At 43.1% G+C, this 24,399-nt stretch carries 27 protein-coding genes; 17 read left to right on the forward strand and 10 right to left on the reverse strand.

Features of this window, described 5'->3' with window-relative positions; translation table 11 throughout:
• A partial coding sequence (locus E1160_RS09320; protein ID WP_155154882.1) for a helix-turn-helix transcriptional regulator occupies positions 1–611 on the reverse strand: 611 nt, incomplete at its 3' end.
• Positions 612–728: 117 nt separating this feature from the next.
• Here E1160_RS09320 and E1160_RS09325 point away from each other — a divergent pair.
• A complete protein-coding gene (locus E1160_RS09325) occupies positions 729–947 on the forward strand; it encodes a hypothetical protein (RefSeq protein WP_155154883.1) in 219 nt (72 codons plus the stop codon).
• A 43-nt stretch (positions 948–990) separates the two neighbouring features.
• Complete coding sequence (locus E1160_RS09330; RefSeq protein ID WP_155154884.1) at positions 991–2,616, forward strand: Rieske (2Fe-2S) protein; 1,626 nt, start codon at positions 991–993, stop codon at positions 2,614–2,616.
• Here the strand turns inward: E1160_RS09330 and E1160_RS09335 are convergent, their stop codons facing one another.
• The 3 genes from E1160_RS09335 to E1160_RS09345 form a co-directional block, all read right to left on the reverse strand.
• A complete protein-coding gene (locus tag E1160_RS09335; RefSeq protein WP_155154885.1) occupies positions 2,617–2,922 on the reverse strand; it encodes an antibiotic biosynthesis monooxygenase family protein in 306 nt (101 codons plus the stop codon).
• A 98-nt stretch (positions 2,923–3,020) separates the two neighbouring features.
• On the reverse strand, positions 3,021–4,103 hold the full coding sequence (locus E1160_RS09340; protein ID WP_235914093.1) for a permease: 1,083 nt from the start codon (positions 4,101–4,103) through the stop codon (positions 3,021–3,023).
• A gap of 50 nt (positions 4,104–4,153) precedes the next feature.
• Positions 4,154–4,480: an ArsR/SmtB family transcription factor gene (locus E1160_RS09345; RefSeq protein WP_155154886.1), complete on the reverse strand. Its 327-nt coding sequence runs from the start codon at positions 4,478–4,480 to the stop codon at positions 4,154–4,156.
• Positions 4,481–4,682: 202 nt separating this feature from the next.
• On the opposite strand from E1160_RS09345, the gene E1160_RS09350 reads away from it, so the two are divergent.
• Positions 4,683–4,913 carry a DUF1289 domain-containing protein gene (locus E1160_RS09350; protein ID WP_155154887.1) on the forward strand — a complete coding sequence of 77 codons (231 nt, stop codon included), beginning with the start codon at positions 4,683–4,685 and terminating at the stop codon, positions 4,911–4,913.
• A gap of 17 nt (positions 4,914–4,930) precedes the next feature.
• Here E1160_RS09350 and E1160_RS09355 read toward each other — a convergent pair whose 3' ends face one another.
• Positions 4,931–5,905, reverse strand: a complete 975-nt coding sequence (locus E1160_RS09355; RefSeq protein WP_155154888.1) for a DMT family transporter — start codon at positions 5,903–5,905, stop codon at positions 4,931–4,933.
• A gap of 192 nt (positions 5,906–6,097) precedes the next feature.
• Between E1160_RS09355 and E1160_RS09360 the strand changes: the two genes are divergently transcribed.
• Both E1160_RS09360 and E1160_RS09365 read left to right on the forward strand, forming a co-directional pair.
• The gene (locus E1160_RS09360; RefSeq protein ID WP_328597144.1) at positions 6,098–7,885 is read left to right on the forward strand and encodes a gamma-glutamyltransferase family protein; all 1,788 of its coding nucleotides are present in this window, start codon (positions 6,098–6,100) and stop codon (positions 7,883–7,885) included.
• Positions 7,886–7,907: 22 nt separating this feature from the next.
• Complete coding sequence (locus E1160_RS09365) at positions 7,908–9,086, forward strand: MFS transporter (protein WP_155154889.1); 1,179 nt, start codon at positions 7,908–7,910, stop codon at positions 9,084–9,086.
• Between the two features lie 2 nt (positions 9,087–9,088).
• Here the strand turns inward: E1160_RS09365 and E1160_RS09370 are convergent, their stop codons facing one another.
• Positions 9,089–10,000: a LysR family transcriptional regulator gene (locus E1160_RS09370; RefSeq protein WP_218048815.1), complete on the reverse strand. Its 912-nt coding sequence runs from the start codon at positions 9,998–10,000 to the stop codon at positions 9,089–9,091.
• A 123-nt stretch (positions 10,001–10,123) separates the two neighbouring features.
• Between E1160_RS09370 and E1160_RS09375 the strand changes: the two genes are divergently transcribed.
• The 3 genes from E1160_RS09375 (at position 10,124) to msrB (ending at position 12,245) form a co-directional block, all read left to right on the forward strand.
• On the forward strand, positions 10,124–11,077 hold the full coding sequence (locus E1160_RS09375; protein WP_155154891.1) for a glutathione S-transferase family protein: 954 nt from the start codon (positions 10,124–10,126) through the stop codon (positions 11,075–11,077).
• Positions 11,078–11,140: 63 nt separating this feature from the next.
• A complete protein-coding gene (locus tag E1160_RS09380) occupies positions 11,141–11,821 on the forward strand; it encodes a gamma-glutamylcyclotransferase (RefSeq protein WP_155154892.1) in 681 nt (226 codons plus the stop codon).
• Between the two features lie 19 nt (positions 11,822–11,840).
• On the forward strand, positions 11,841–12,245 hold the full coding sequence (gene msrB, locus E1160_RS09385; RefSeq protein ID WP_155154893.1) for a peptide-methionine (R)-S-oxide reductase MsrB: 405 nt from the start codon (positions 11,841–11,843) through the stop codon (positions 12,243–12,245).
• Positions 12,246–12,250: 5 nt separating this feature from the next.
• Here the strand turns inward: msrB and E1160_RS09390 are convergent, their stop codons facing one another.
• Positions 12,251–13,003: an HpcH/HpaI aldolase family protein gene (locus E1160_RS09390; RefSeq protein ID WP_218048816.1), complete on the reverse strand. Its 753-nt coding sequence runs from the start codon at positions 13,001–13,003 to the stop codon at positions 12,251–12,253.
• 143 nt (positions 13,004–13,146) lie between these two features.
• Between E1160_RS09390 and E1160_RS09395 the strand changes: the two genes are divergently transcribed.
• Positions 13,147–14,385, forward strand: coding sequence for a glycosyltransferase (locus tag E1160_RS09395; protein ID WP_155154895.1), 1,239 nt, complete (start codon positions 13,147–13,149; stop codon positions 14,383–14,385).
• Here the strand turns inward: E1160_RS09395 and E1160_RS09400 are convergent.
• Positions 14,339–15,232, reverse strand: coding sequence for a CAP domain-containing protein (locus E1160_RS09400; protein ID WP_218048817.1), 894 nt, complete (start codon positions 15,230–15,232; stop codon positions 14,339–14,341). The two genes, E1160_RS09395 and E1160_RS09400, sit on opposite strands and share 47 nt — an antisense overlap.
• A gap of 81 nt (positions 15,233–15,313) precedes the next feature.
• Entirely contained in the window at positions 15,314–16,414 is a 1,101-nt protein-coding gene (locus E1160_RS09405; RefSeq protein WP_155154897.1) for an Mrp/NBP35 family ATP-binding protein, read from the reverse strand.
• Between the two features lie 273 nt (positions 16,415–16,687).
• On the opposite strand from E1160_RS09405, the gene hflK reads away from it, so the two are divergent.
• The 8 genes from hflK to E1160_RS09445 all read left to right on the forward strand — a co-directional run bounded on the left by hflK (position 16,688) and on the right by E1160_RS09445 (position 23,438).
• Entirely contained in the window at positions 16,688–17,833 is a 1,146-nt protein-coding gene (gene hflK, locus E1160_RS09410; RefSeq protein ID WP_155154898.1) for an FtsH protease activity modulator HflK, read from the forward strand.
• Between the two features lie 11 nt (positions 17,834–17,844).
• Positions 17,845–18,720 (forward strand): protease modulator HflC, encoded by an 876-nt coding sequence (gene hflC, locus E1160_RS09415; RefSeq protein ID WP_155154899.1) that lies wholly within the window; start codon positions 17,845–17,847, stop codon positions 18,718–18,720.
• Between the two features lie 114 nt (positions 18,721–18,834).
• Positions 18,835–19,038, forward strand: a complete 204-nt coding sequence (locus E1160_RS09420; RefSeq protein ID WP_155154900.1) for a DUF2065 domain-containing protein — start codon at positions 18,835–18,837, stop codon at positions 19,036–19,038.
• 3 nt (positions 19,039–19,041) lie between these two features.
• Positions 19,042–19,392 (forward strand): MerR family transcriptional regulator, encoded by a 351-nt coding sequence (locus E1160_RS09425; protein ID WP_155154901.1) that lies wholly within the window; start codon positions 19,042–19,044, stop codon positions 19,390–19,392.
• A 72-nt stretch (positions 19,393–19,464) separates the two neighbouring features.
• Positions 19,465–20,331, forward strand: a complete 867-nt coding sequence (locus E1160_RS09430) for a PhzF family phenazine biosynthesis protein (protein WP_155154902.1) — start codon at positions 19,465–19,467, stop codon at positions 20,329–20,331.
• A 252-nt stretch (positions 20,332–20,583) separates the two neighbouring features.
• The gene (locus E1160_RS09435) at positions 20,584–22,122 is read left to right on the forward strand and encodes a Do family serine endopeptidase (protein WP_155154903.1); all 1,539 of its coding nucleotides are present in this window, start codon (positions 20,584–20,586) and stop codon (positions 22,120–22,122) included.
• A gap of 121 nt (positions 22,123–22,243) precedes the next feature.
• Positions 22,244–23,149, forward strand: a complete 906-nt coding sequence (locus tag E1160_RS09440) for an MFS transporter (RefSeq protein ID WP_218048818.1) — start codon at positions 22,244–22,246, stop codon at positions 23,147–23,149.
• Complete coding sequence (locus tag E1160_RS09445; protein WP_328597145.1) at positions 23,121–23,438, forward strand: MFS transporter; 318 nt, start codon at positions 23,121–23,123, stop codon at positions 23,436–23,438. The genes E1160_RS09440 and E1160_RS09445 overlap by 29 nt, the downstream gene beginning before the upstream one ends.
• On the opposite strand, the gene serB is transcribed toward E1160_RS09445, so the two are convergent.
• A complete protein-coding gene (gene serB, locus E1160_RS09450) occupies positions 23,435–24,325 on the reverse strand; it encodes a phosphoserine phosphatase SerB (protein WP_155154906.1) in 891 nt (296 codons plus the stop codon). The two genes, E1160_RS09445 and serB, sit on opposite strands and share 4 nt — an antisense overlap.
• Positions 24,326–24,399 lie beyond the last annotated feature (74 nt).

Consider the following 24,399-nt stretch of genomic DNA (forward strand, 5'->3'; position numbering starts at 1 on the left):
TCTAATATATGTTCTTCACGGCTGATATCACAGTTGGGGAATAATTTCTGAATAACATCGAATTCATTTGCACAAAGATTACTGCATTGCGAGGCTGCAGCGCAGATGGGGCAGTGGTTTTCGACGAAAAAATAATCATTACTTTCTTCATCCTGACGGATGGTAGCCATATAGCCTTCTTCACTGCGAAGTTTGGCAAAGACATCTAATCGTTTCCCAAGTGATGTGATACCTTCCATGCCTTTTTGATAGCTTTCAAACTGCTCTTCGCTACGTTTGGCAATGATTTGATTTAAGCCTTCTTCCCCAAAAATCGCTTTCATATTATCGAGCAGACTGAGGGATAGGTCTGCATGGGCATCAGGGAATAGACGATTGGCTTCCTCGGTCAGGCGCCATAATTTGGCAGGGCGCCCTTTGGGTCTAGGCACTTCTTCGTAGGTAACCAGTTTTTCATTAGATAAATCATATAGATGCTGGCGTACAGCCATCGCGGTGACACCAAGTTCGGTGGCTAGATATGCAGCATCCTGTGGACCATTCTGTTTAAGAATGTCCTGAATTCTTCTTTTGCTGCGCTGGGCTTTTTGGGAGGTGGATAATTTACTCATATATACTTTCTAAAGCTTTTTCTTGCATAAAGCAAATTTTCTATGTTATGACTTTATAAAGAAAAAACTTTACTTAATAATTTGATGAATTTGAAGGAGCAACAGAAGAGGTTCAAAATGGCAAAGCATATCGTCAGGACAAAAGTTGAAAATTTTGAAGTTTATCAAGCTGATTTGCAATCTTGGCGGTTAGGTCGTGACCTCTCAAAAGACTTGTTGGGTTTAGGGAAAATAGCTGTTTTTTCACATTCTAAATTCTTCTCATGTTATCTTGTTTTGATGGTTGTTTGGATCGTCTTGTCGATGTTGAGTAAGTTTCTTTCTGCTTTGATTTAATAAAGAAAAGATTATTTTTGGATAGATTTGTGAGGAGCCCAAAATGGTAGATACAATGACAATCAGTATTGAGAATGGATATACCAAACTTCAAGAAAAGGGCCGCCTTTTAGTGAAGCAACAAGGGAAGCAAATTGCTTTATTCCTGCGCGGTGAGAAAATTTATGCCTGTAACAATCGATGTCCTCATGAAGGTTATCCATTGATCGAAGGGCAGGTGGATACTGATCCGAATTGTGATAAAGGCGCGAATAATAGCTGTGTACTAACCTGCAGCTGGCATAACTGGAAGTTTGATCTAGAAGATGGTGAAAATCTATATGAGGGAGATGAGCTACGTGTCTATCCGGCTGCGGTAAACGGGAATGATATTGTTGTTGATATTACGCCGCCTGACCCTGCGATGCAGATCGAAAAGGCGTTGGACAATTTGAAATCTACTTTTGCGCGCCATGAATATGACCGTATGGGGCGGGAAATTGCGCGTTTGGATAAAGCGGGCGCCGGCATGGATTTAGCGGTCAAACATGCCATCCTTTGGACATTTGAACATAATGAATATGGCATGACCCATGCGTATCCATCTGCTGTTGACTGGTTAAGTCAGTATGACCGTCATCTTGCTGCGGGTCGCACAGAATATGCCTTGGCCGCAATTATGGAAGCTGTCGGTCATTTTGCATGGGACACCATGCGTGAGGAAAAATTCCCTTATGCCAAGGCGGCTTCTTCTTTTGATGTTAAAATGTTGCTAGACGCTATTGAAAACGAAAAGGAAGAGATTGCAATTGCACAAGTGAATGCAGCCTTTGAGGCAGGTTGGAATTTTGCAAAACTGGAACCATATTTGGTACAAGCTACATTTGCCCATTACCGCTCCTTTGGTCACTCTGCGATCTATCTGGAAAAAACGAAAGCCTTGATAGATAGATTTGGTATAGATGTTGAGCGTGAAGTGACTTTATGTTTTGTGCGTGAGCTTGTTTACAGCTGGCGTGAAGATGATATTCCGGAGTTTAAGCAATATCATCCAACCTTGACGCAATGGCAGAAAGGTGAGGGGCAAGACGTTGCGCAAATCAACGACTTTATTGGTCTGTCGAATAATGCCGCTTATAAAAAATGTTTAGACCTGTCTTTTGCGGACCCAACACCTGTTTTTAACGCATTGATGAAAGCGATTTGCTGGAACATGACCCGTTTTGATACATCATATGGTCATCGCCATGATTTACCTGTAGCGCATAATATTAATTGGTTGGATTTCACGCATGGTATTACCTTTGCCAATGCGGTTCGAAAGATTTGTAGTGAATATCCTGAATATTGGGCGCAAGGCTTATTACAGATGGCAAGTTTCGTTGGGCGCAACAAATCTTATGTAGATGCGAATCAGGACGTGAAGAAATGGCAGGTATTGAACCCACCAGTTTTCTTTAGTGAGAAATTCGAAGCCTTACATGATCATGGATTGTTTAACTATATTATCTCCTGTCATTTATTAAAAACATTGTCGGCATTTGAAGAAGAAATGTCTGTTCAACCTAATGCGGAATGGACAGAAGAAGGGCTCGCTGCGTTGAACAGATTTTTTGCATCTGAAGTCAAGGGAAAGCATGTTTTGCGAGATGCAAAACAAGCTTTATCCCTTGTGAATGCAGAAGATTGATTAGCCTACTTTTAAAAGTAGATTTTGATGGGACATATGGACAGAGTCAGCGTCCAGAGACTGAAGATAGGGTTGAATGCTTTCTTGTTGCATAAAATCTTTGGACGCTGCTTTTGCATTTTCCATATTGTCCCATTCAATATATTCCAGCCATATATTGTCTTCAGATTTTGAAAGGTATCTTGTGATAAAACCTTTGCAGTTTTTTAAATAAGTGGTAACGGCCTCTGTTGTTTTGATGAAATCATTTTCTTGAACGCCTTCAGCCAGTTTAAAACGTACGATTTCAAATACTTTATCTGTCATTATATTTTCCTCAAATTATTTAATGAGGTCTATATAACAACACCCTACTGACAGCATTTTGTCAGTAGGGTGTCATAGTTTTTATGTTAACTTATTTCCTAGATAAAGCCGAAAGACAGCCAAATGTTAAATCCGTATCCGATGACCATCGATCCAAATAACGCAATGGCAATAAAGGTCAGGAATAAGGGTGTTTTGGTGAGGGCTTTTACCGCAACCGCGGCTGGGATGCATGTTGCCCCACCCGCAACCATAAAGGCCAATGCGGCACCGGGTTGAAGGCCTAACTGCATTAATGTGTCTGCTAACGGGATAGCAGCATAACCATTTAGATAAGCTGGTGCACCAATAATAGCTGCCATAGGAATAGCATAAGAGCCTGTATTTGCTAGCCATTCACCAATGATATCCATTGGCACATTGGCAATCATAATACCTTCTAACATGAAGGCGATGGACAGCCATTTGAACAAGAACCAACTGGTGCTTTTGCCTTCTGCAAAAAAGTCATTACGTCGTTTGTCTTCTTTCCAGAATGCCCAAACTGGTTTTTCTGTCCGTGTAATGGCGCCAGCTCCACAACCGGCATTTACCTCTATCAGTAATGGATCGGAAAAACCGCCGAGTTTTTGGATAAGCGCGGTGCTATATCCCCCCATTAGGCCAAGAGATACCGCCGCAACGGTTTTGGCAGCGGCAAATTCAGGGCCCAATATACCCGCCGTAACCAGCATCATTTCCGGATCAATGACAGGCGAGGCCAACCAAAAAGCCATGACAGGTGCGATAGGAACACCGGAAGCAAGCAGGGCAGCAATAAGTGGCACTACACCACAACTACAAAATGGAGAAAAGGCCCCCACAATGGCAGCAACCATCACAGCTTTACCCGCATTTGCACGAAATGCATTGCCAATTAAGCTATCCGCACCCGTCGCTTTGATATAAGCAGCAAAGGCAACTGATATGGCAAGATACGGGGCAATCTCCCAAAGGCTTTTGCCGACAAATTCAATGCTGGACCATGATTGATCAGGTGCCGCAACCGCAATGGCTATCCAAGTCAGGATAAAGGCTATTACAACACGATCCATATCTTTTAATTTCTTAACGAATGGGTTTTCGTGTTTTGGTTCAACAGGGGTGCCTGCAGAGTCTGGCGCGCAACAACTATTAGCCATTTTTCTTTTCCACAATCATCCCCGATCCTTAGGTGATCTGACTGGGGTATTTAATCCTTATGCCAATGACTCTTATGATCACTTTCGGGTCGATCAGCACAACATTCCTTGGTCAGGAACAGGACAAGTTCATCCATTTTTGGGATATTCGCACTTACCATATGGGTCGTACCTTGTTTCCCACGAGACACTAGACCAACAAGTTCCAGAAGTTTCAAATGATGGGAAAGTGTTGAGGCCGGAATAGCAAGGGCTTCTTGAATCTGCCCAACTGTGCGACCTTCACCACCTGCCCGAACGAGTAATCTAAAAAGATCAAGGCGTGTCGGGTTTCCCAATGCATCTAGACATTCTGCAATTTGTTCAGTTTCTTGCATGTCATGTTCCTTTGTTATTTCTAGTAATGTCGAAATAGCGATTGCGAGTCAATATATATTTCGAAATTACTCGAAATATAGAATTTAAAAAAAATTGAGTATTCGGCGCATATGCGTCAACTCTGGTCGGAAATCTAACTTGCAAAAGCGATTTAGACAAACTACTTCCTATATGTATAAGAAAATAACTGGATGGATTGTAATGAGCAACTTACCGGAAATACCGTCTCCATGTACGGGTGTTTGCAAGATCGAAGATGGCAGCCAGCTTTGTGGCGGTTGTTTACGCACACGTGACGAAATTCGCAATTGGCGTAAAAGTTCCAATGATGATCGGTTACTTGTTTTACAAGAGTTGAAAAAGCGCCGTATGGCCAGAGGTAAAGTAAGCGAGTCTGACTTGAAACCTCGCCGCCGTCGCCGTTCTGCATAAAATCAAAAAATAATCGCTTAGTTCCTCGCAAGAAATGCAATCAAGCGCTGACGAATGCTTTGGCGCTGACTTGTTTCATCTATATCACGTTTGGCCCAATAAAGCTCACGATGTAAGATATAAAGGCTACTCGCGACGATGACCGAGGCGCCCGCCCATACTTCCCAACCTGGTACTTCACCCCAAATTAAATAAGCCATTGTAGCCGCCCAGATAAGGGCTGTATATTTAAATGGGGAAACAACGGCCACTTCGGCAACCGCAAATGATCTAGTTGCAAAATATTGGGCTAGCCCACCTAAGACACCAATAGAAATAAGCAATATCCAATCAATACCGCTAGGCATGATCCAACCTTGGACTGAAATCCCAATAGACGAGACAATTATGCCATAAAGAGTGAAGTAAAAGGCAATGACGGACCCATGATCTTTTTTTCCTAAAATGCGCAGGATGAGCATCGCCGTGGCCATCAAGATCGCTGCCATGATGGGATAAATTGTGTCGGATGACAATATGCCGGGCCCGGGCTGGATAATAATCAGGACGCCGATAAAGCCTGCAAGGATAGCTAGGCCTCGATGGATTCCGACACGTTCTTTCAGGAAAATAGCAGCCATAATTGAGACAATAATCGGCGCTGCAAAAGTAATACTAACCACTTCCGCCATGGGCAACTTAATGAAGGATGTGAAAACGAAGAACATCGCACACATTCCGACTGTCCCACGTAAGAAATGTATAAAAGGTTGCTCTGTTTTCAGCAGTTTAAGACCACCAGCTTTCCAGAGGGTTATGCTGATCGGTATCATGGCAAAAACAGTTCTGAAAAATAGTAATTGCATGACCGGATAGCTTTCACCCGTCCACTTAATTAATCCATCCATTAAGGAGAATAGCAGAGTAGATATAGTAACAAGATAGATACCTTTTACTGTATTGGACTCGTTATGGGCAGGTGCTTTTGCCTGCGATGCAGCCGAGGGGATCATATTATTTTCTTTGGGGTTGATGATTTTTAACTAGCCAAAGCATACAGGCTTCTGTGCCTTAGGGAAGGGGGCAGGGCAAAATAGTTGGAAATTAAGTTGTGAAATAAAGATCTTAATTGGGACTTGCACCAAATAAGAAGTTGCGCCAAGTTGATTTTTCTATTGAACAAATATTTAAATAAATGGGGTGATATGATGTTTACGACACGTCCGGAATTGGTCGGTACATTTGGGGCTGCAGCTTCGACACATTGGTTGGCAAGTCAGGTCTCTATGTCAATTTTGGAACGTGGCGGAAATGCCTTTGATGGTGCTGTTGCAGGTGGTTTTATGCTGCAACTTTGTGAGCCACATATGAATGGTCCAGCAGGCGATGTACCGTTAATTATTTATTCAACGGAAGAAAAACGGGCACGGGTCATTTGTGGGCAAGGTCCAACCCCGGCCGCGGCAACACGTGAAAAATATCAAGCGCTTGGCATTGAAGTTATTCCGGGGACAGGCTTGTTGGCAGCCTGTGTGCCCGGTGCATTCGATGCATGGATGTTGATGTTACGTGACTATGGTAAAATGTCCTTGCGTGAAGTGTTGGATCCTACCATTGAATATGCGGAAACAGGCTGCCCTATTACAGCGTCACCAGCGGGTATCATTGGTGCTGCTGCCGAAATGATTGATAAACATTGGCCGTCCACTGCGGCAATTTATTTAAAAGATGGTAAGGGGCCTAAGGCGGGGGATTTTTATACTAATCCACAATTGGCGAAAACTTGGCGGCGCGTTATTGAGGAAGCGGAAGCTGTTTCTTCAGGTCGTATAGAACAGATTGATGCGGCCCGTGATATTTGGGCGGAAGGTTTTATTGCAGAGGCAATCGTCGAGTTCAGTCAAGGTGAACCTCATTACGATCAAACAGGTAAAAAGAATAACGGATTGCTAGTGGCAAGTGACATGAAAAACTGGCGTGCTAGCTATGATGAACCTGTCAGCATGGACTATCATGGGCATACAATTCTGAAATGCGGCCCATGGAGTCAGGGGCCGGTTCAATTACAAGCACTTTCCTTACTGAAGGATGCAGGGCTTGCGGATATGGATCCGGTCGGCTCCAAATTTGTGCATACCGTGATTGAAGCTATGAAATTAGCCTATGCAGATCGTGAGGCTTTTTATGGTGATCCTGATTATGTGGATGTCCCCATGGAGACATTGTTTTCGGAAGAATATATTTCCAGCCGTCGCCAGTTGATGGGTGGTACAGCTTCCTTAGATTTCCGTCCGGGCCTTATTGAAGGTTATGGTTTCCAATTTGATTATGAAGCCGCGCTGGATCGCGTCCCCGAAGATAATGGTCTTGTTGGGTTTGGTGGTGGGGAACCGACCACGGCAAAATTACATAAAGGCGATACCTGCCATCTAGATGTGATCGATAAATGGGGGAATATGGTGTCTGCCACACCGAGTGGTGGATGGTTGCAATCCTCACCTGCTATTCCTGAGCTGGGGTTCTGTCTTGGTACACGTACTCAAATGATGTGGATGAATGAAGCGTCTCCGAGTGTGATTGCACCAAAGAAACGCCCTCGTACAACCTTAACGCCAAGTATGGCTTTAAAAGATGGTAAGCCGTATCTGGCATATGGTACGCCGGGCGGGGATCAACAAGATCAATGGCAATTGATTATGATTTTACGCCATATTCATCATGGGATGAACTTGCAGGAAGCTATTGATTGCCCAAGTTTCCATAGTGAACATTTCCCAAGTAGCTTCTACCCGCGTCATGCACAGCGTGGGCGTTTGGTCATGGAAGGACGTTTTGACGCCAAAGTCATTGAAGAGTTACGTGAGCTTGGACATGACATAGTAGTGGGGGATGATTGGTCGGAAGGCCGATTATCTGGGGCTAGTTGGTGTGATGGCGTAATTAAAGCTGCAGCTAATCCACGTGGAATGCAAGGTTATGCGGTTTGTCGATAGCTTTTTATAGAAAGTATACACGATGAGCGGATCTATTGATGTGAAGCTAAGTTATAAAAACGAATATATCGCAATTACTGGTGCATTAGTTTCTATGTTTCTAGGCGGTGTCGCTTTCGGGATGTCCTTGCCACTTTTACCTTTGGTCATGCACCGTTGGGGATTAGGCGAAGCCATGATTGGCTATAACGGAATGGCGCAATCTCTTGCACTTTTTTCTATGTGCCTGATTGTTGTGAAGGTATTTAGAAAATTTCATATGTTGCCGACCATGTTGGTTGCTTCGGCAATCATGGTTGTGGGTTCTTTGGCTTTAATTGAGTTTCAATCCTGGTTTGGATGGTTTTTGATCCGTCTTTTCATTGGTGGTGCTTTTGCTTTTATGTGGATTGGGTTTGAGGTTTGGGTCAATCATTTAGCACCCGAACATCAACGGGGGCGGATTCTGGCAATTTATGCTGGATGCTTTGCAGCGCCAACCGCGCTGGGGCCTCTTGTCTTGAATTATGTGGGGACGGAAGGTGATTTGCCGTTTTATGTGATCGCTGCGCTATATGGTCTTGGTGCATTACCCATGTTGGTTGGCTATAAAATGCAGCCGAATTTCAGAGCAGAAGAAAAAGTGAAGCTTCTGAGTATGGTTAGAGTTATGCCCTTCTTAATTCTCTGTGCTGCGATGGCGGGGCTTGGGGATGGCGCGGCCTGGAATATGATGTCCTTATTTGGGGTGAAAGTGGGCTTAAGTGAAAGTTCTGCTTTGATGCTGTCATCAACCTTTCTTCTGGGCAGTTTTATCCTTCAATTTCCGATTGGCTATCTGGCAGATAAAATCAACCGTATGAAGCTTCTTATTCTTGTAACTGCGATTGGGGCAGTGGCTTGTGCTGGTGTTGCTCTAAGTGCCGTGAATGGGATCGCATTCTGGTCTCTGACCTTCGTCGCTGGTGGTATGTTGATGGGCGTATATGTCTTAGCGTTAGCCGTTCTTGGTCAGCGCTTTAAAGGGGGTACAATGGCGGCGGCAAATGCGGTATTTGTTATTGTTTTTGAGTTAGGGACATTTACGGGGGGGCCTATTTCAGGAGGGCTAATGGAATACATCCATCCGTCTTCCTTACTATGGATGATGGGCTTTGCTTGCTTGGTGTTGACCGTGGCGGCAATCACTTCGCGTCGCCTTCAACCACCAAAGACTGCATAAGACTATTTTCTGACACCTTTACCCTTTTCACTGGTCCTATGTTTAACAATATGATCGATGAAGGCGCGGATTTTTGTCGGTGTATAGCGTGCAGGCATGTATACTGCATAAATGCCGAAACCAGACATTTCATATTCTTCAAGTACAGGTTCTACAGTGCCTGATGCGAGTTTATCTTCACAAAGGAAGGATGGGACGCGACAAACTCCGTTGCCTTTTTCAGCCATGAGGACTTCCATCCGCCCATTATTGCTGAGGAATTTTCCAGAAACCTTGATGTTTTCCTGCTTTCCCTCCGGTGAGGTGAAGCGCCATAATCCAGGGTTTTCTGCGTTGCTGTACCGCATGCAGTTATGATTGAGAAGATCTGACGGAACTTTGGGGCGACCATGTTTCTTCCAGTATTCCGGACTTGCAATGATAACCCCATAAGTAGTCCCAAGTTTGCGGGCAATCAGACTCGAATCTTTAAGTGTCCCGATTCGGATCGCTAAATCGAAATTACTTTCCATAAGGTCTATTTTTTGATCTGTCAGATACATCTCGACCTCAAGATCAGGATAAGCTTCCATGAAACTGGGCAGAATATGGCGAAGTTCCATATTGCCAAAGGCAATGGGTGCAGTAACGCGCAACCGCCCTTTTGGGGCCGCTTGGAAAGTCGTAATCTCTGCTTCTGCTTCTTCTGCTTGTTCAATAATTGCACTGGCTTTTTCAAAATAACTTTGACCTGCATCCGTTAAGCTGAGCTTCCGTGTGGTGCGGTTTAATAATTTCACCCCAAGGCGTTCTTCCAGTTTGGTGACATGTTTGCTGACAGCTGACTTTGTTTGTCCAAGTTGATCAGCCGCTTTCGTAAAGCTACCGCTTTCAACTACTGCTACAAAGCTGGACATGCCATCAAGTATTGTCATCTGATTACCCCTTAATTGGAAACAATGAGTAGGGTTTAACATATATTGTTGGTTTAATAAACTTAACTTATATGTATTTCTATATTTGAAGATGATTCAGAAAGTTGAGAATGGAGATATGAAATGGGATTGTTAGTGGACGGCCAATGGCAAGATGTTTGGTATGATACAAAGTCGACTGACGGAAAATTTATACGCAAAGAATCATCATTTCGAAATTGGGTGACGGCTGATGGTACAGATGGGTTTAAAGCGGAGGCTGATCGCTATCATCTTTATGTTTCTTTGGCCTGCCCATGGGCACATAGAACGCTAATTTTTCGAAAATTAAAAGGGCTTGAGGATATCATACCCATTTCGGTGGTTCATTGGGGGATGCATGATCAAGGGTGGACTTTCCATGAGGGAAAGGGCGTGATTGCTGATCCTATTCATCATGCTGAATTTATGCATCAAGTCTATACGAAGGCTGATCCGAATTATACTGGGCGCGTGACCGTACCTGTCCTGTGGGATAAGAAGGAACAGACAATTGTATCCAATGAGTCTTCGGAAATTATCCGAATGTTTAACTCTGCCTTTGATGATGTCGGCGCGAAATCAGGTGATTATTATCCTGAAGCTTTACGTGCCGAAATTGATGACATGAATGACAAGACTTATGGTGACGTTAATAATGGTGTGTATAAGGCAGGTTTTGCGACAACGCAGGAAGCCTATGAAGAGGCCGTCGCTGTTTTATTTGATAGATTGGACTGGTTGGAGGAACATTTATCTAAGAACCGTTATTTGGTTGGGGGGCAAATTACAGAAGCGGATTGGCGTTTATTTACAACATTGGTTCGGTTTGACCCTGTTTATGTGGGACATTTTAAGTGCAATATTCGCCAAATTCAGCAATATCAAAATTTATGGAATTATACACGAGAACTGTATCAGATCACGGGCGTAGCGGAGACAGTTAATATGCATCATATCAAGCATCATTATTATGGGAGCCATGATACTATTAATCCAACACTGGTTGTACCGAAAGGACCGGAGTTAGATTTTCTAGTGCCACATGGCAGAGGATGATTGTATTTTCCGGTATCCTTACTTATTTTTTATATATGAAAATATAAAAAATATAGGTGGATCGTGAACGGTGTTGGCAGAGATGCAATTAAAGATGGATTTTTTCAACAAATGGCTGAAGAAGGTGAACGCCTTGGTCTGATCCGTCGTTGTACACCTGAAGAGCGCGAAGCCAGCTGGCGGCATATCCTTGCAACTAATCCTAATGAATGTGGCAGCGTTTGGATTTTCGCCTATGGATCGTTGCTATGGAATCCCGCTTTTCATCTGGTGGATCGTGTTGATGGGCGCCTGTTTGGGTATCACCGTTCCTTTTGTTTGAGAACTTATATTGGGCGTGGTTCGCCGGAACAACCGGGCTTGGTTTTAGGACTTGAAGCTGGTGGGTCATGTTGTGGTCAGGCCTTAAAAGTGGACCCGACCAAATTAGAAGAAGAGCTGGATGTTATCTGGTCTCGTGAAATGGTAAGTGGGGCTTATCATCCGCGATGGGTCAGTTTGAAAACTGACCAAGGTGATGTGCCTTCTGTCGCATTTGTCATGGATCAAGATTATGATAACTATGCAGGTGATTTAAGCTTTGAAGAAAAGTGTCACGACCTTGCCCATGCTCAAGGGGCATTGGGATATGCTTCAGATTATCTCTATGAAACTGTGGCGGCGATGGATAAGATGGGTTTCAAAGATAAAATGCTGGATCAATGCGTCAAGCGCGTAAAAGAAATTCAGTCTGACAATAAGTAAATTTGATAGGAGTTGAGCGATGTCTGAAAAGGTTGAAAAATCTGACCGTGAATGGAAAGAAATACTAACTCCTGATGAATATCATGTATGTCGTGAAAAAGGCACAGAGCGCGCCTTTTCCGGTGAATATTGGGATATCTTTAAAGACGGAACCTATAACTGTCGTGCATGTGGAGAATCACTTTTTCGATCAGAAACTAAATTTGATGCAGGCTGCGGCTGGCCGAGTTTCTATGAGGGCATCGATAAAAGCAAAATCAATGAACATGAAGATTTAAGTTTTGGCATGCGTCGGGTGGAAGTGACTTGTGCCAAATGCGACAGCCATCTGGGGCATGTTTTTCCAGACGGGCCAGCCCCAACAGGCATGCGATATTGTATTAATTCCTTGTCGATTCAGCTTGATGAAGATGAAGGTAAGTAGAAAATTTATCTTTTCATTTCTTCCAATACATTCTGCGCAAATCCCGTGAGATAGCCAAAATCAGTGCCTATGGACATGAATTGATATCCCCATTCAATCATTTCCTTAGCCATTGCGGTATCTCCACAATGAATACCTGCATAAACATTATTCTTGCAACAAGTAGCCGCGATAAGCTTTATGGCGTCGCGTACAGCTTGATCTTCTGGCATCGACATTGGGTGGTTTCCATAAGTAAAGCCTAGGTCATTTGGGCCAACTAAGATTGCGTCCAAACCATCGGTTGATAAGATTTCATCCAAATTTTCAACCGCTTGTTTTGTCTCAATTTGAGCAATGGCCATAATGTTGGCATTAGCCTTTTGGGTGTAATTACTTCCATAATAAAGTCCGGGTTTCATTGGGCCCCAGCTACGTCCACCTTCAGGTGGATAACGCAATGCTTGGACAAATTTTTTTGCTTCTTCTGCTGAATTCACCAAAGGACAAACCACACCAAGAGCACCTCGGTCCAAAGCACCCATAATCAAACCATCATCATTTGTTGCGACACGCACGATAGGCGTACAATCAGTACCAATGAGTGGGGTGATCATATGATCCACATTGTTACTATCAATCAGGCCATGTTGTTGGTCAATAAAAACAAAATCCATCCCGATATTAGCAAGGCTTCGCGTTACCAACGCACTGTTCATGTCAACGAAAAGACCATACGCGTTTTGATCGGCACGTAATTTTTCTAAAAGTGGATTCATTTTACTCTCCCCATATACCCGATTTATATGATGGATTAGAGGTATAAAAAGCAAAAAAGACAAGGAGGAACTTATGGAGATTCTATTTTCAACAATTCTAGAATCTGTGTAAGTTGAGGGCATAAGAAGCTAAGGGGTGAAATATGGATATCTTTCTTTGTCGTGCGACAGATTTTAACTATACGTTGATCCCGTATTCAGATATGGAAATTGTCAAGGCAACACGTCATTTCTTCCCCAATACTACACATGATCATTTCTTTGAAGAAGATATGTCAAAGAATGTGGCTTACATGACACGGATGCATGAAGCAATAAAAGCGGGAAAAGGAACACTTTCTTTCATAACAAATGGCAAGATCCCATTAGAAAAATCACCAGTTAAAATTGAACAAAGGCGGTTATCCTATTATTCGGACGCACCTTATGGTTTTTTAAGTTTCATTCAGCAGATGCCCGCAGGATCTTACCCAACTTACAGCGATCGCAGTTTCAAGGCCTTTTATGACGATATGAATTTGGATCTTAATCCTATTTTTATGCCGCATGGAGGACCAATAAAATTACGCCCAGGCAAGCATATGGAAGACAGGGAATACCCGCTTTCTTTTATCGGTCATGTAAGGTTGCCAGAGCCTTTAGGACGGTTCGAAACGCTGCTGGAGGGAAGTGATCCCAGGTTGATACAAATTGTTGCGCATGCTTCTGAGCGTGTGTTCGCTGGTGAAACAACAGCATATGTTGCAGTCAAGCAAGAAGCTACGAAGGCAGGGCTCCATCCTATGACTATGTTGGATTTAGCGACTTTGAAAGCCTTATTATCTAAAATGGAAGGTTGGGCAGAGATGCAAAACCGCCTTAGTTTGCTAAGAGCGTTTAAGGATTTTCCTATCCATTTTTTTGGCCCAATTCGTAGTGATGTTTCTGGTGTTACAGACAATGAGAATTTTGTATTTCATGGAAAAAAAATGGGGGCGGAAGTATTAGAAATTATCCGCAATACTCGAATATTGATAAACTCAGTTACGGTATTTCCCGAAGGCGCCCATGAACGGATATGGTTTGCATTGGCTAATGGCTGTTTACCTTATACTGACCATGGGAGTTATATTGAGGAAAGTTTCACCGATGAGGAAAATATCCTCTTCATTAATTATAGGGATTTAGAAAAAGAAGCTGAACGTCTATGTGAATATGCGAATGATCCAAATCGATTACAGTCGATGATTGATAAAGCGATGCCGATTTATGCTAGTAAACACACTTGGATACATCGACTAGATGCTACATTCAGGCAAATTCCTGAATTAGAACCCTTCATGCCACAAGAAGAACTCAATAAGGAAGTGCCATACTCATTGCCCAATAGTGATAGGCAATAACTCGACCTTTGTCATTGGGGAGGAAGCGATAGCCAAAGCCAACCTCTGTTAAATCTGGGACCAACATGGCTTCGCGATGCCCGTCTTTAGATTTTTTCCAAGCTTCGACAACTTCTTCAGGGGTGGTTTGGCCTGCAGCTAGGTTTTCATAAATTTTTTCGTATTCATACCCCATTTGATTGGCCCGAAAACCAGGATCTTTTCCACGTAAACTTATATGATCAAAATAATCATATGTTGCCATATCATCCGCATGATATTGAGCTGCTTGATGTAGCCGATTATTCATGACTAATGGGGATAATCCATATTGTTGCCGGAATCTGTTGACTGCTTCTAGAAGGCCTGTTTTCCAGTCCGATCTTAACTGTCTTGTTTCTTGAGCGGCAAGAATAATACGTACATTTTGTATATCGCCGCGACGTTTTTTAAAGGCTGGGCCAATATAGGCAATTCCCATATGTGTAAAAGTATTGTTCCCAATCAAATGTCGACCATTAGCAGTATTTAATAAGTTTTTAGCAAAACTTTCCTTACTACGTTCATTTGCGAATACTCTGACGGCAACGGTGCCCGCATTAAAACTTACCTTGGCAAGGGATTCTCTCAACCAGTTATCTGGATAGTTTAAGTTGCCAGTTTGCATGAAGCGCGAAGCGATTTGTTGGGCAAGATGGGCAAGGCGTGGATCATTAATCCATTTTTCCTGTCCTTTAGTTGCCTGCCAATTGTTGATAATATGTGCTGCATGGCGGGTAAATTTGCGATCTTCTTTTGTAATCAAGCTTTGTGCTTGAACATTTGTGGCAAATAAAAATGGCAACAACCCTATTAGGATTGTTGCCATGATATTCTTTAAGCTAAAAAAATAGCTAAATAGCATTCTTATCATTCTCCTGAAGCTTCAGGTCTCAACATATGCAATAGTTTAGCTGATCGTAATTTTGGGTCCAGTATTTTGTGGTTCTCCACTTAGGCTCGCCCATAATTGACTGGCAATGTCATTGTAAATTTTCGCATGTGCGGAATTTGGGTCGCTTTCCACAATTGGATTACCATTATCAGATGTTTCACGGATATCCATATGAAGCGGAATTTCACCAAGGAAAGGAATGCCAAGTTTTTCTGCTTCATCTCTTGCACCACCGTGACCAAAGATATCGCTGCGATCACCGCAACTTGGACATAGGAAATAACTCATATTTTCAATAATGCCTAAGACAGGTACATCGGTTTTACGGAACATATTTAAGCCTTTGCGGGCATCAATAAGCGCGATGTCTTGAGGCGTAGAAATAATGACAGAACCTGCTAATGGGACATTTTGTGCCATGGTCAATTGTGCATCACCTGTACCTGGTGGCATATCAACGATTAACACATCTAAGGCGCCCCAATTCACATCATTTAACATTTGTTGCAGAGCACCCATAACCATGGGGCCGCGCCAAACAACAGGTTGATCTTCATCCACCAAGAAACCCATAGACATGACTTTCAGTCCATAGCCTTCTTTAGGATCAAGCATCTTGCCATCTGCCGAGGTTTCCGGTTTACCGGACACGCCCAACATGCGTGGCTGGCTGGGGCCAAAAACATCTGCATCCAGCATCCCGACGTTTAAGCCGAGTTTCTTGAGCGCGAGTGCGAGATTGATAGCAGTTGTGGATTTGCCGACACCGCCTTTACCACTGGCAACCGCAACGATATGGGTGATTTTAAACGCACCTGCATTTTTCTCCTGGGCATCCGGTTTTTGCTGGGCTTTTTCTTGTGGTTTTTCTGCCGTCAGGATAGCAGTCACGGCAAGAACGCCCTTAACATCGTTCTTGATCAAGTCTTCGGCAGCTTTGCGCATGGGTTCAAATTTATCGGCATTTTCAGGATTGCCGATATCGAGAGAGAATTGAACCATATTATCCTTTACCACTAATCCGGTGATCATATTCATTTCAACAACGGATTTGCCATTTGGAAGTTGTAAGCGGGATAGGGCTGACAGAACCTGATCTTCTGTGACTTGAGCCATTTTTTTCTCCATCTCGATTTGTTTGAAGGCTTTTTTAAGTGATTCTTTATCAGTTCTTTTACATAGCCTCTGGAATTCTTGGATTTGTGACATATATGAAAGATATCGGGCGTTGCAAGCCAGAAGTCATAACTTAGGTCGTTTTTCTTGCGAATAAATCGCAGGAACCGTTGCCTTTGTTGTCTGCTTGGGGTATGCCCTTTAAAGGCTTGGTTTATATATCAGGCAGATATAGACGAATATAATTTGGACGATGAAATAGGGATAGTAAATATGCCTTTGCAAATGAATTCCGGAAACGGCGGCCCATGGGGCGGCGGTGGTACCGGTGGCGGTAATCGCGGCGGTGGAAATGGCGGCAGCCCTTGGGGCAGTGGCGGGGGTGGTCCTCGCGGTGGCGGCCCACGTGGTCAAGGCCCAAATCCACAAGACATGGAACGTATGGTTCGTGAAGGACAGGAAAAGCTGAAAGAAATGATGCCAGGTGGACTTGGTGGTAAAGGTGTTTTCCTGATCGTGGCTTTGGCCGTGGCTATTTGGTTTGGAACCGGTTTTTATACCGTTGAACCGGATGAACAAGGTGTCGAACTTGTATTTGGTAAATTGTCCCAAACAACAGGTTCTGGTTTGAATTATAACTACCCTGCACCAATCGGTGAAGTGTTGAAGCCAAAGATTACAACTGTCAATCAGGTTGAAATCGGTTTTCGTACATCTTCCAATTCACGTTCAAATATTTCTCGTGATTTGACGAATGAAAGTTTAATGCTGACCGGTGATGAGAACATTGTTGATGTTCAATTCGTGGTTCAGTGGCTAATTGCGGATGCTGGCAAATTCCTGTTTAACGTAAGAAATCCGGAACAGTCTGTCAAAAGTGCTGCGGAAGCAGCGATGCGCGAAGTCATCGGTAAATCTGAATTTAAATCCATTCGTACAGGTGGTCGTGCGCAAATCGCAGCTGATACCAAAGATTTATTACAAGAAATCTTGGATAGTTATGGTGCTGGTATTGCGATTCAATCCGTAAATATTAAGAAGGCAGATCCACCTGCACAGGTCATTGATGCTTTCCGTGATGTACAGGCGGCAAGTGCGGATAAAGAACGCGCAATTAACGAAGCGACAGCTTATAAGAATGAGGTGACAGAAAAAGCCCTTGGTCAAGCAGAGCAAGTTACACGTGCGGCTGAAGCTTATCGTGAAGAAAAAATTGCAGCGGCAACTGGTGATGCATCCCGTTTCCTTCAGGTCTATGAAGAATATAAAGGTTCGGAAGAAATTACCAAACGTCGTATTTATCTTCAAACCATGGAAGAAGTTCTTGGTGGCATGGATAAAGTGTTGATCGAAGAAGGTGAAAATGGCTCAGGCGTACTTCCCTATCTTCCATTGAATGAATTAAAGAAATCTAACTAAGGGGAATGATGATGAAGAAAAGTCCTATTGTATTGATCATTCTCGTTATCGCGATTTTGATCGGTATTATGTCCACCGCGTTCACTGTACGTGAAACTGAAAAGGCTTTGGTGATGCAATTTGGTAATCCTGTTCGCGTTATTGACGAAGCAGGTCTGAATTTCAAAATTCCATTTGTTCAGAATGTTCGTTTCTTTGATAATCGCGTTTTAGATTATGATGCGAATGTACAGGAGATTCCTACATCTGATCAGAAACAGGTATTGGTTGATGCCTATGCCCGTTATCGTATTACAGACCCGCTTCAATTCTTCCAGGCGGTTAACAATGAATTTGCGTTGCGTGCCCGTTTGGATTCAGTGATTTCTCGTTCCTTGCGTGACGTTTTGGGCGAAGTACCTTTGGAAGTTGTTATGACACCAAAACGTGCGGATTTAATGCGCGGATTTACGGACAGAGTAGAAATTGAAGCAAGAAAGTTCGGTATTCAGGTTGTAGATGTACGTATCCGTCGTATTGATTTACCTGAAGAGAACTCTCAAGCGATTTATCGTCGTATGCAAACGCAACGTGAGCAAGAAGCACGTAAGTTCCGTGCGGAAGGTGATAAAGAGTCCCGCCGTATTCGTGCGGAAGCTGATAAAGAACAACGTGTGATTTTGGCGGAAGCGCGCAAGAATGCTGAAATCCTTCGTGGTGAAGGGGATGCGAAAGCACAAGGCATTTATAACGACGCTTATGGCCGTGATGCAGACTTCTTTGACTTCTGGCGTTCTATGCAGGCGATGCAAAAAGGCTTGGGTTCAGAGAGCACAACCTATGTTGGCCCGCCAACAGGTGACTTCTTCCGTTTCTTCGGAGATGAAACCGGTAAAGGTACTCAATAATTCATTGAGCTTTTAAATAAGTGAGAAAGGCAGTCTTTGGGCTGCCTTTTTTATTTTGGTACTTTTGGTATAAGTATTAGCAATATTTCTTTTAAGATAAGGTTCTTCGTAAGAATGGATAATAATGATTTTTGGATAGCGCTGGCGACAGCTGCCGGTTTGGTGTTTGTATTAGAAGGCGCCATCTATGCACTGTTTCCACAACAAATGAAAAATATGATGGTGCAAATTATGTCCATGCCTGCAAGTAACATTCGTAAAGGTGGATTGATCGCGGCTTTTATTGGATGTGCTATCGTATGGTTCATTCGGGGATAAGAGATGAAGATTGGTGAACTGGCAAAAGAAACGGGCGTATCTACGCATACTTTACGCTACTATGAAAAAATAGGTTTGATAGATACTGCCACTAAAGATGCAAGTGGGCATCGTAATTATGGTGCCTTTGAATTGGATTTAATCAATTGGGTTGTATGCCTTAAAAAATCCGGTATGCCGTTAGAAAAAATTAAAACATATGTGGCCGCTTTTAAAACAGGTGATGCGAATAACATGCGTGAAATGTTAGAAGCACATCTTGTGAAGCTGCATAAACAACAAGCCGATATTGAACATTATCTGGATGTGACAGAACGAAAACTCGCTTCTTTAAAAAAATCGACCACCCATTAAATTAACCTGTTGACTTAGAGTATACTCTAACTTGTTAGGCTCCTCTCAAATCAAATTTGAAAGGATAAAATCATGCAAGTTGAAGTAAGTATTGTAAATGCATTCGTGGATAAGGAAAAAGGTGGGAACCCTGCAGGCATCGTATTGCAGGCGGATCAATTCAGCCAGTCTGAGAAACAGGAAATTGCAGCAAAAGCTGCCTTATCTGAAACGGCCTTTGTGAGTAATTCAGATACAGATACATTTAAGTTAGAATTTTTTACTCCATCGCGACAGATTGCCCATTGTGGTCATGCAACAATTGCAACCTTCAATCATTTACTAGATCAAAAGTTGATAGGAGACGGTTTGGCTTCCAAAGAAACAATTGATGGAAGCCGAAAAATTTTAATCAAGGATAGCGTTGTGTATATGGAACAGCTTGCGCCTACATATACGGATATTACACATTTAAAGGATAGAGTGTTAGCCTCTCTTGGCCTGAGTAAAGACGACCTATGCTTTGAGCCTTTATTGGTGAATACTGGAAACAATTTTGTTGTTGTTGGTGTTAAGGATACTTCTATCCTTGAGGCTATTGAACCAAGACAGGATTTGATAGGTGACATATCTGAAGAATTAGATTTGATCGGCTATTATGTGTTCACTCAAACAACTGTGGGTTCTGATCGAGATGCGACTACGCGTATGTTTGCACCACGATTTGCTATTCCCGAAGAGGCCGCGACCGGTATGGCTGCAGGGCCATTGGCGTGCGTTTTACATGACAAGTTGAATATTAGAAAAGATAAGATGTTGATTGAACAGGGGGCATATATGAAACCTGCCTCTCCAAGTCTTATTACAGTTACACTTGATGTAGACGGCGACAATATTGTGTCTTTAATGGCTGGTGGTAAAGCTAAGAAAATGGAAGATATCTTGGTTAATTTAAAATAACATTGTTGTGGCAAAGGGGGATTTCTCCTTTTGCCACTTTTGTGATTTATCCATCACTTTACGCGAAAAACATTTAATTAAGGCTGAAATGCCTTAATTTTGCCCTGAAATGGGTGGAATTATTCACTTTTATGTCATTCTGGCCCGGAGGGCCAAGGTTGCGGTTGAAGTCTTTTGCAAACCCCCCTACATCTTAATGGTAGGCTTGACCGTATAAAGATAACAAAAGCTGATTTAGGAGTGAAAGAAATCATGAAACTTCATCAAGTATTGGACCAACAAGGACAGGTTGACCAATCTGGAAGCATAAAAGGAAATGCAATCATGGCTTTACCACGTGGTATGGTGATGGCGATTTTTACGACTTTGTTTACCGTTGCTTTGGTTGCTAGCAATATGGCTCATGCACGTGGTGCACCAGATGGATTTGCTGACCTCGCAGAACGTTTATTGCCATCTGTTGTAAATATTAAAGCAGTTCAAACATCTGTATCTGCAGAAGATGGACAAGCACAAGGTGGTTTCCAAAGTCCATTTCCGCCAGGTTCACCCTTTAATGAGTTTCTTGAGCAATTCCAAAATCGTGGTGGTGAAGCCCCACAAGCACGCCCGCGTCAATCCGCAGGTTCGGGTTTCATTATTGATTCCGATGGTATTGTGGTTACAAACCACCATGTAATTGATGGTGCGGATGAAGTATATGTCATCTTTAACGGTGAGCGTGAAGAGCATCGTGCCGAGGTTCTTGGTGCCGATCCCGGTGCGGATTTAGCAGTATTAAAGATTAAAGTTGATCGTGACTTGCCTGCTGTGAAATTTGGCGATTCAGATGTTGCCCGTATTGGTGACTGGGTAGTTGCGATAGGTAATCCATGGGGATTAGGTGGTACAGTAACCGCAGGTATTATCTCTGCACGTAGCCGTGACATCGATAGTCAGTCTTTTGTTGATTACATCCAAACCGACGCACCAATTAACCAAGGTAATTCTGGTGGGCCGCTATTTAACATGGATGGCGATGTGATTGGTATTAATACCGCAATTTATTCTCGTACTGGTGGCTCTATTGGCCTAGGTTTCTCTATCCCATCCAATCAAGCTAAAAAGATTGTTCAGCAGTTACAAGATGAAGGTAAGGTTAGCCGTGGATGGTTAGGTGTTTCTATTCAAACCGTAGATGAGGAGATCGCAGAAGGCATGGGCCTTGGTAAAACACGTGGTGCTTTGGTTTCTTCTGTATTTGATGGAAGCCCGGCGTCTGATGCAGGCGTGCAAAATGGTGATGTGATTATCGAATTCAACGATGTTGATGTACCAGATGCAACAAGTTTACGTCGTGCCGTTGCCTCAACTGATGTTGGTAAAGAAGTAGACGTTGTTGTATGGCGTCGTGGAAAGAAAGAAACCTTACAAATCGAACTTGGTGAGCGTAACGAAGCGCAGTTGGCAAGCTTGAGTAATTCCAACGGGAATGTGCCTGAAAGCCCTAATCAGGATCGTCTAGGTATGGCTTTATCTTCCTTAACACCGGAAAATCGTGCTGAATTTGGTGTGCCAGAAGATTTGGAAGGTATCTTAATTAAAGATGTAAAACCCGAGTCTGATGCAGCATTGAAAGGTTTACGTTCCGGTGTCGTGATCGTAGCTGATGCAACAGGGCCAATCAAATCCATCAAGGATCTTGATGAGAAAATTGATCTAGCTGAAGAATATGGTCGTGAAACTGTTTTGTTACATGTTTGGAATGAAGGTGATATGCGTTTTGTTCCTGTGAAAATTGCTACGAAGTAATTAACAAATAAACAGAGTTACTCCTAAGATGAAGGCTGCGTCTTTGACGCGGCCTTTTCTTTTTTTACGAGTCTCTATAGAAGTTAGGCCAATCAAAAAGAAAAATGTTGGGGAAGTTGTTATGAAAGTCTATACCGTTGGTGGTTTGGTAGGTCTTGGACATGGGGCGACACATTGGATTATTGGGGCCTTTTATTTTCTACTTCCTTTCATCGCAGATGACTTAAATCTTTCCTATATAGAAGCAGGGGCTTTCGCCACTATCTTCCAAATTGCTTCTTTTTCAGCAAACATTATTAGCGGGCCTGTTGTCGACATGACAGGGCGCCGCGTTCTTTGGCAGGCAGCATCCTTGCTAATAGGAACCGCAGCCTTATTTTTTGTGAGTGAAGCCGCAGGTTATATCGGATTAGTGATCGCAATGGTGTTTATTGGCGCCACCAATAATCTATGGCATCCGGCAGCCATTTCATATCTATCTAATCGGTTTAGAGATCAACGTGGTTTGGTGCTCTCCCTTCATGCATTAGGGGCGAATATTGGCGATGCAGTCGCACCATTGTTACTTGGGCCTGTGTTGTTGATCATCACGTGGCGTGAAACCGCAGCTTGGGCATCTTTGCCACCTGTTATCGTTGCGATTGCCTTGATCTTGTTTTTAAAACGTAGTCAAAAACAAGAAGCTAAATCAGCTATAACCTCGAAAGAAAGCAAGGTCAGTGGTAGCGATTATATTGATGGCCTTAAAGCGTTATTGAAGAATAAGCTTGTTTTGATTTTGTGCGTTATGTCTGGTTTCAGAAATATGGCGCAACAAGGCCTATTGGTGTTTTTACCACTTTATCTATTGAATGACATGCAACTGTCACCAGAAATGATGGGCGTTGCTTTATTTGCATTCCAAGGCGCTGGTATTTTGGCGGCACCAATTGCGGGAGGTTGGTCTGATAAGGTCGGGCGTCGCCCAGTTGTTATGTCAGGGTTTGGTGTTGACCACGGTGATTTTATTGGGTCTGACATTACTTAATAACCCGATCGCATTTGTTGTTGGTATTTCAATTATGGGCTTTGGGTTATTTGCTATTCGTCCTGTAGTGCATAGCTGGCTTATGGATATGACACCGGATGAAATGGGAGGATCTGCGACCTCATTAATGTTTGGCATTCAATCACTATTGGCGATGATTTCACCGATCATTGGTGGATATCTAGCAGATGAATATGGCTTGATTTCTGCCTTCTATTTCCTAGGTGGCGCAATGCTGATTGCCAATGTGATTGTGATGTTTCTGCCAAACGAAAAGCCTGCTAATTAAACGACAGCGACGAATTCACTTTTGTGGTAGCCTTGGAAATAAAGCAAAGTTGCCATATCACCAAAACGGATATTGAACGCTGCTTTTTCTTTAACAATTGGTTTTCCGTGAAAACCAACGCCCATGCCGGCGGCTTGGATCATATCAAGGTCATTGGCCCCATCGCCAACGCAACATGCAAGTTCGGATGTGATACCAAGTTTGTCGCATAATTCTTCCATCGTATGCTGTTTGCTATCACGTGCAAGAATAGGTTCAATAACATTGCCCGTCAGTGTGTTGTCTTCAATCTCAAAAACATTGGCGCGTGCTTCATTAAAACCAAGCTTTGGTCCGACGATATCGGTTGTAAAAGTGAAACCACCGGAAACCAATGCACAATAAGCCCCATGTTTGACCATGGTTTTCACTGTCACTTCAGCCCCTTCCGTATAAGGGATATCCTCCAATACTTTTGACATGGCATCAGTCGATTGACCTTTTAGCAGGGCAACACGGGTGCGAAGGCTATCGGCAAAGTCCAGCTCACCGCGCATACTGCGTGCGGTGATTTCATTAACTTCTTCGCCAAAACCTAAAATTTCTGCCAGATAATCCAAAGTTTCCAGTTGGATCATGGTGCTATCCATATCGGCAACAAGTAATTTCTTGCGGCGATTTTTATTCTTTTGGATCGCGATATCTGTATTTGTTAGTGCGGAAAGTAACTTTTCTTCTAGCTCATCTTTGCTAGCTGGTTCTGAAGGAATGATTAGGTCACAGGCACGACCTTCATTTAACCAGATGATTTGGCTGTCTAATCCAAGTAAAGACTGGGCTTTCTTCACTTGATCGTTGGTGAGTTGGTTCTCTTTTTTTGCCACAAGCGTAACAGCCCAGCTGGTCATGATTTTATCCTGTCAGAAAATCTTTATAATAGAATTAAAAGGCAGATGCCCAAGATTTGCGGTAGCATATCTTT

Origin of the sequence: Curvivirga aplysinae (genome assembly GCF_009711445.1) — a bacterium.
Lineage (GTDB): Bacteria > Pseudomonadota > Alphaproteobacteria > UBA8366 > Aestuariispiraceae > Curvivirga > Curvivirga aplysinae.

Bases quoted from the DNA above. Each gene is read 5' to 3' on its own strand.
- serB (WP_155154906.1), bottom strand. From the start codon at position 24,325: ATGACCAGCTGGGCTGTTACGCTTGTGGCAAAAAAAGAGAACCAACTC.
- E1160_RS09350 (WP_155154887.1), top strand. From the start codon at position 4,683: ATGAGCAACTTACCGGAAATACCGTCTCCATGTACGGGTGTTTGCAAG.
- E1160_RS09405 (WP_155154897.1), bottom strand. From the start codon at position 16,414: ATGGCTCAAGTCACAGAAGATCAGGTTCTGTCAGCCCTATCCCGCTTA.
- E1160_RS09420 (WP_155154900.1), top strand. From the start codon at position 18,835: ATGGATAATAATGATTTTTGGATAGCGCTGGCGACAGCTGCCGGTTTG.
- E1160_RS09375 (WP_155154891.1), top strand. From the start codon at position 10,124: ATGGGATTGTTAGTGGACGGCCAATGGCAAGATGTTTGGTATGATACA.
- E1160_RS09365 (WP_155154889.1), top strand. From the start codon at position 7,908: ATGAGCGGATCTATTGATGTGAAGCTAAGTTATAAAAACGAATATATC.
- E1160_RS09355 (WP_155154888.1), bottom strand. From the start codon at position 5,905: ATGATCCCCTCGGCTGCATCGCAGGCAAAAGCACCTGCCCATAACGAG.
- E1160_RS09335 (WP_155154885.1), bottom strand. From the start codon at position 2,922: ATGACAGATAAAGTATTTGAAATCGTACGTTTTAAACTGGCTGAAGGC.
- msrB (WP_155154893.1), top strand. From the start codon at position 11,841: ATGTCTGAAAAGGTTGAAAAATCTGACCGTGAATGGAAAGAAATACTA.
- E1160_RS09440 (WP_218048818.1), top strand. From the start codon at position 22,244: ATGAAAGTCTATACCGTTGGTGGTTTGGTAGGTCTTGGACATGGGGCG.
- E1160_RS09435 (WP_155154903.1), top strand. From the start codon at position 20,584: ATGAAACTTCATCAAGTATTGGACCAACAAGGACAGGTTGACCAATCT.
- hflK (WP_155154898.1), top strand. From the start codon at position 16,688: ATGCCTTTGCAAATGAATTCCGGAAACGGCGGCCCATGGGGCGGCGGT.
- E1160_RS09345 (WP_155154886.1), bottom strand. From the start codon at position 4,480: ATGCAAGAAACTGAACAAATTGCAGAATGTCTAGATGCATTGGGAAAC.
- E1160_RS09325 (WP_155154883.1), top strand. From the start codon at position 729: ATGGCAAAGCATATCGTCAGGACAAAAGTTGAAAATTTTGAAGTTTAT.
- E1160_RS09400 (WP_218048817.1), bottom strand. From the start codon at position 15,232: ATGGCAACAATCCTAATAGGGTTGTTGCCATTTTTATTTGCCACAAAT.
- E1160_RS09395 (WP_155154895.1), top strand. From the start codon at position 13,147: ATGGATATCTTTCTTTGTCGTGCGACAGATTTTAACTATACGTTGATC.
- E1160_RS09330 (WP_155154884.1), top strand. From the start codon at position 991: ATGGTAGATACAATGACAATCAGTATTGAGAATGGATATACCAAACTT.
- E1160_RS09390 (WP_218048816.1), bottom strand. From the start codon at position 13,003: ATGAATCCACTTTTAGAAAAATTACGTGCCGATCAAAACGCGTATGGT.
- E1160_RS09340 (WP_235914093.1), bottom strand. From the start codon at position 4,103: ATGGCTAATAGTTGTTGCGCGCCAGACTCTGCAGGCACCCCTGTTGAA.
- E1160_RS09360 (WP_328597144.1), top strand. From the start codon at position 6,098: ATGATGTTTACGACACGTCCGGAATTGGTCGGTACATTTGGGGCTGCA.
- hflC (WP_155154899.1), top strand. From the start codon at position 17,845: ATGAAGAAAAGTCCTATTGTATTGATCATTCTCGTTATCGCGATTTTG.
- E1160_RS09430 (WP_155154902.1), top strand. From the start codon at position 19,465: ATGCAAGTTGAAGTAAGTATTGTAAATGCATTCGTGGATAAGGAAAAA.
- E1160_RS09370 (WP_218048815.1), bottom strand. From the start codon at position 10,000: ATGACAATACTTGATGGCATGTCCAGCTTTGTAGCAGTAGTTGAAAGC.
- E1160_RS09425 (WP_155154901.1), top strand. From the start codon at position 19,042: ATGAAGATTGGTGAACTGGCAAAAGAAACGGGCGTATCTACGCATACT.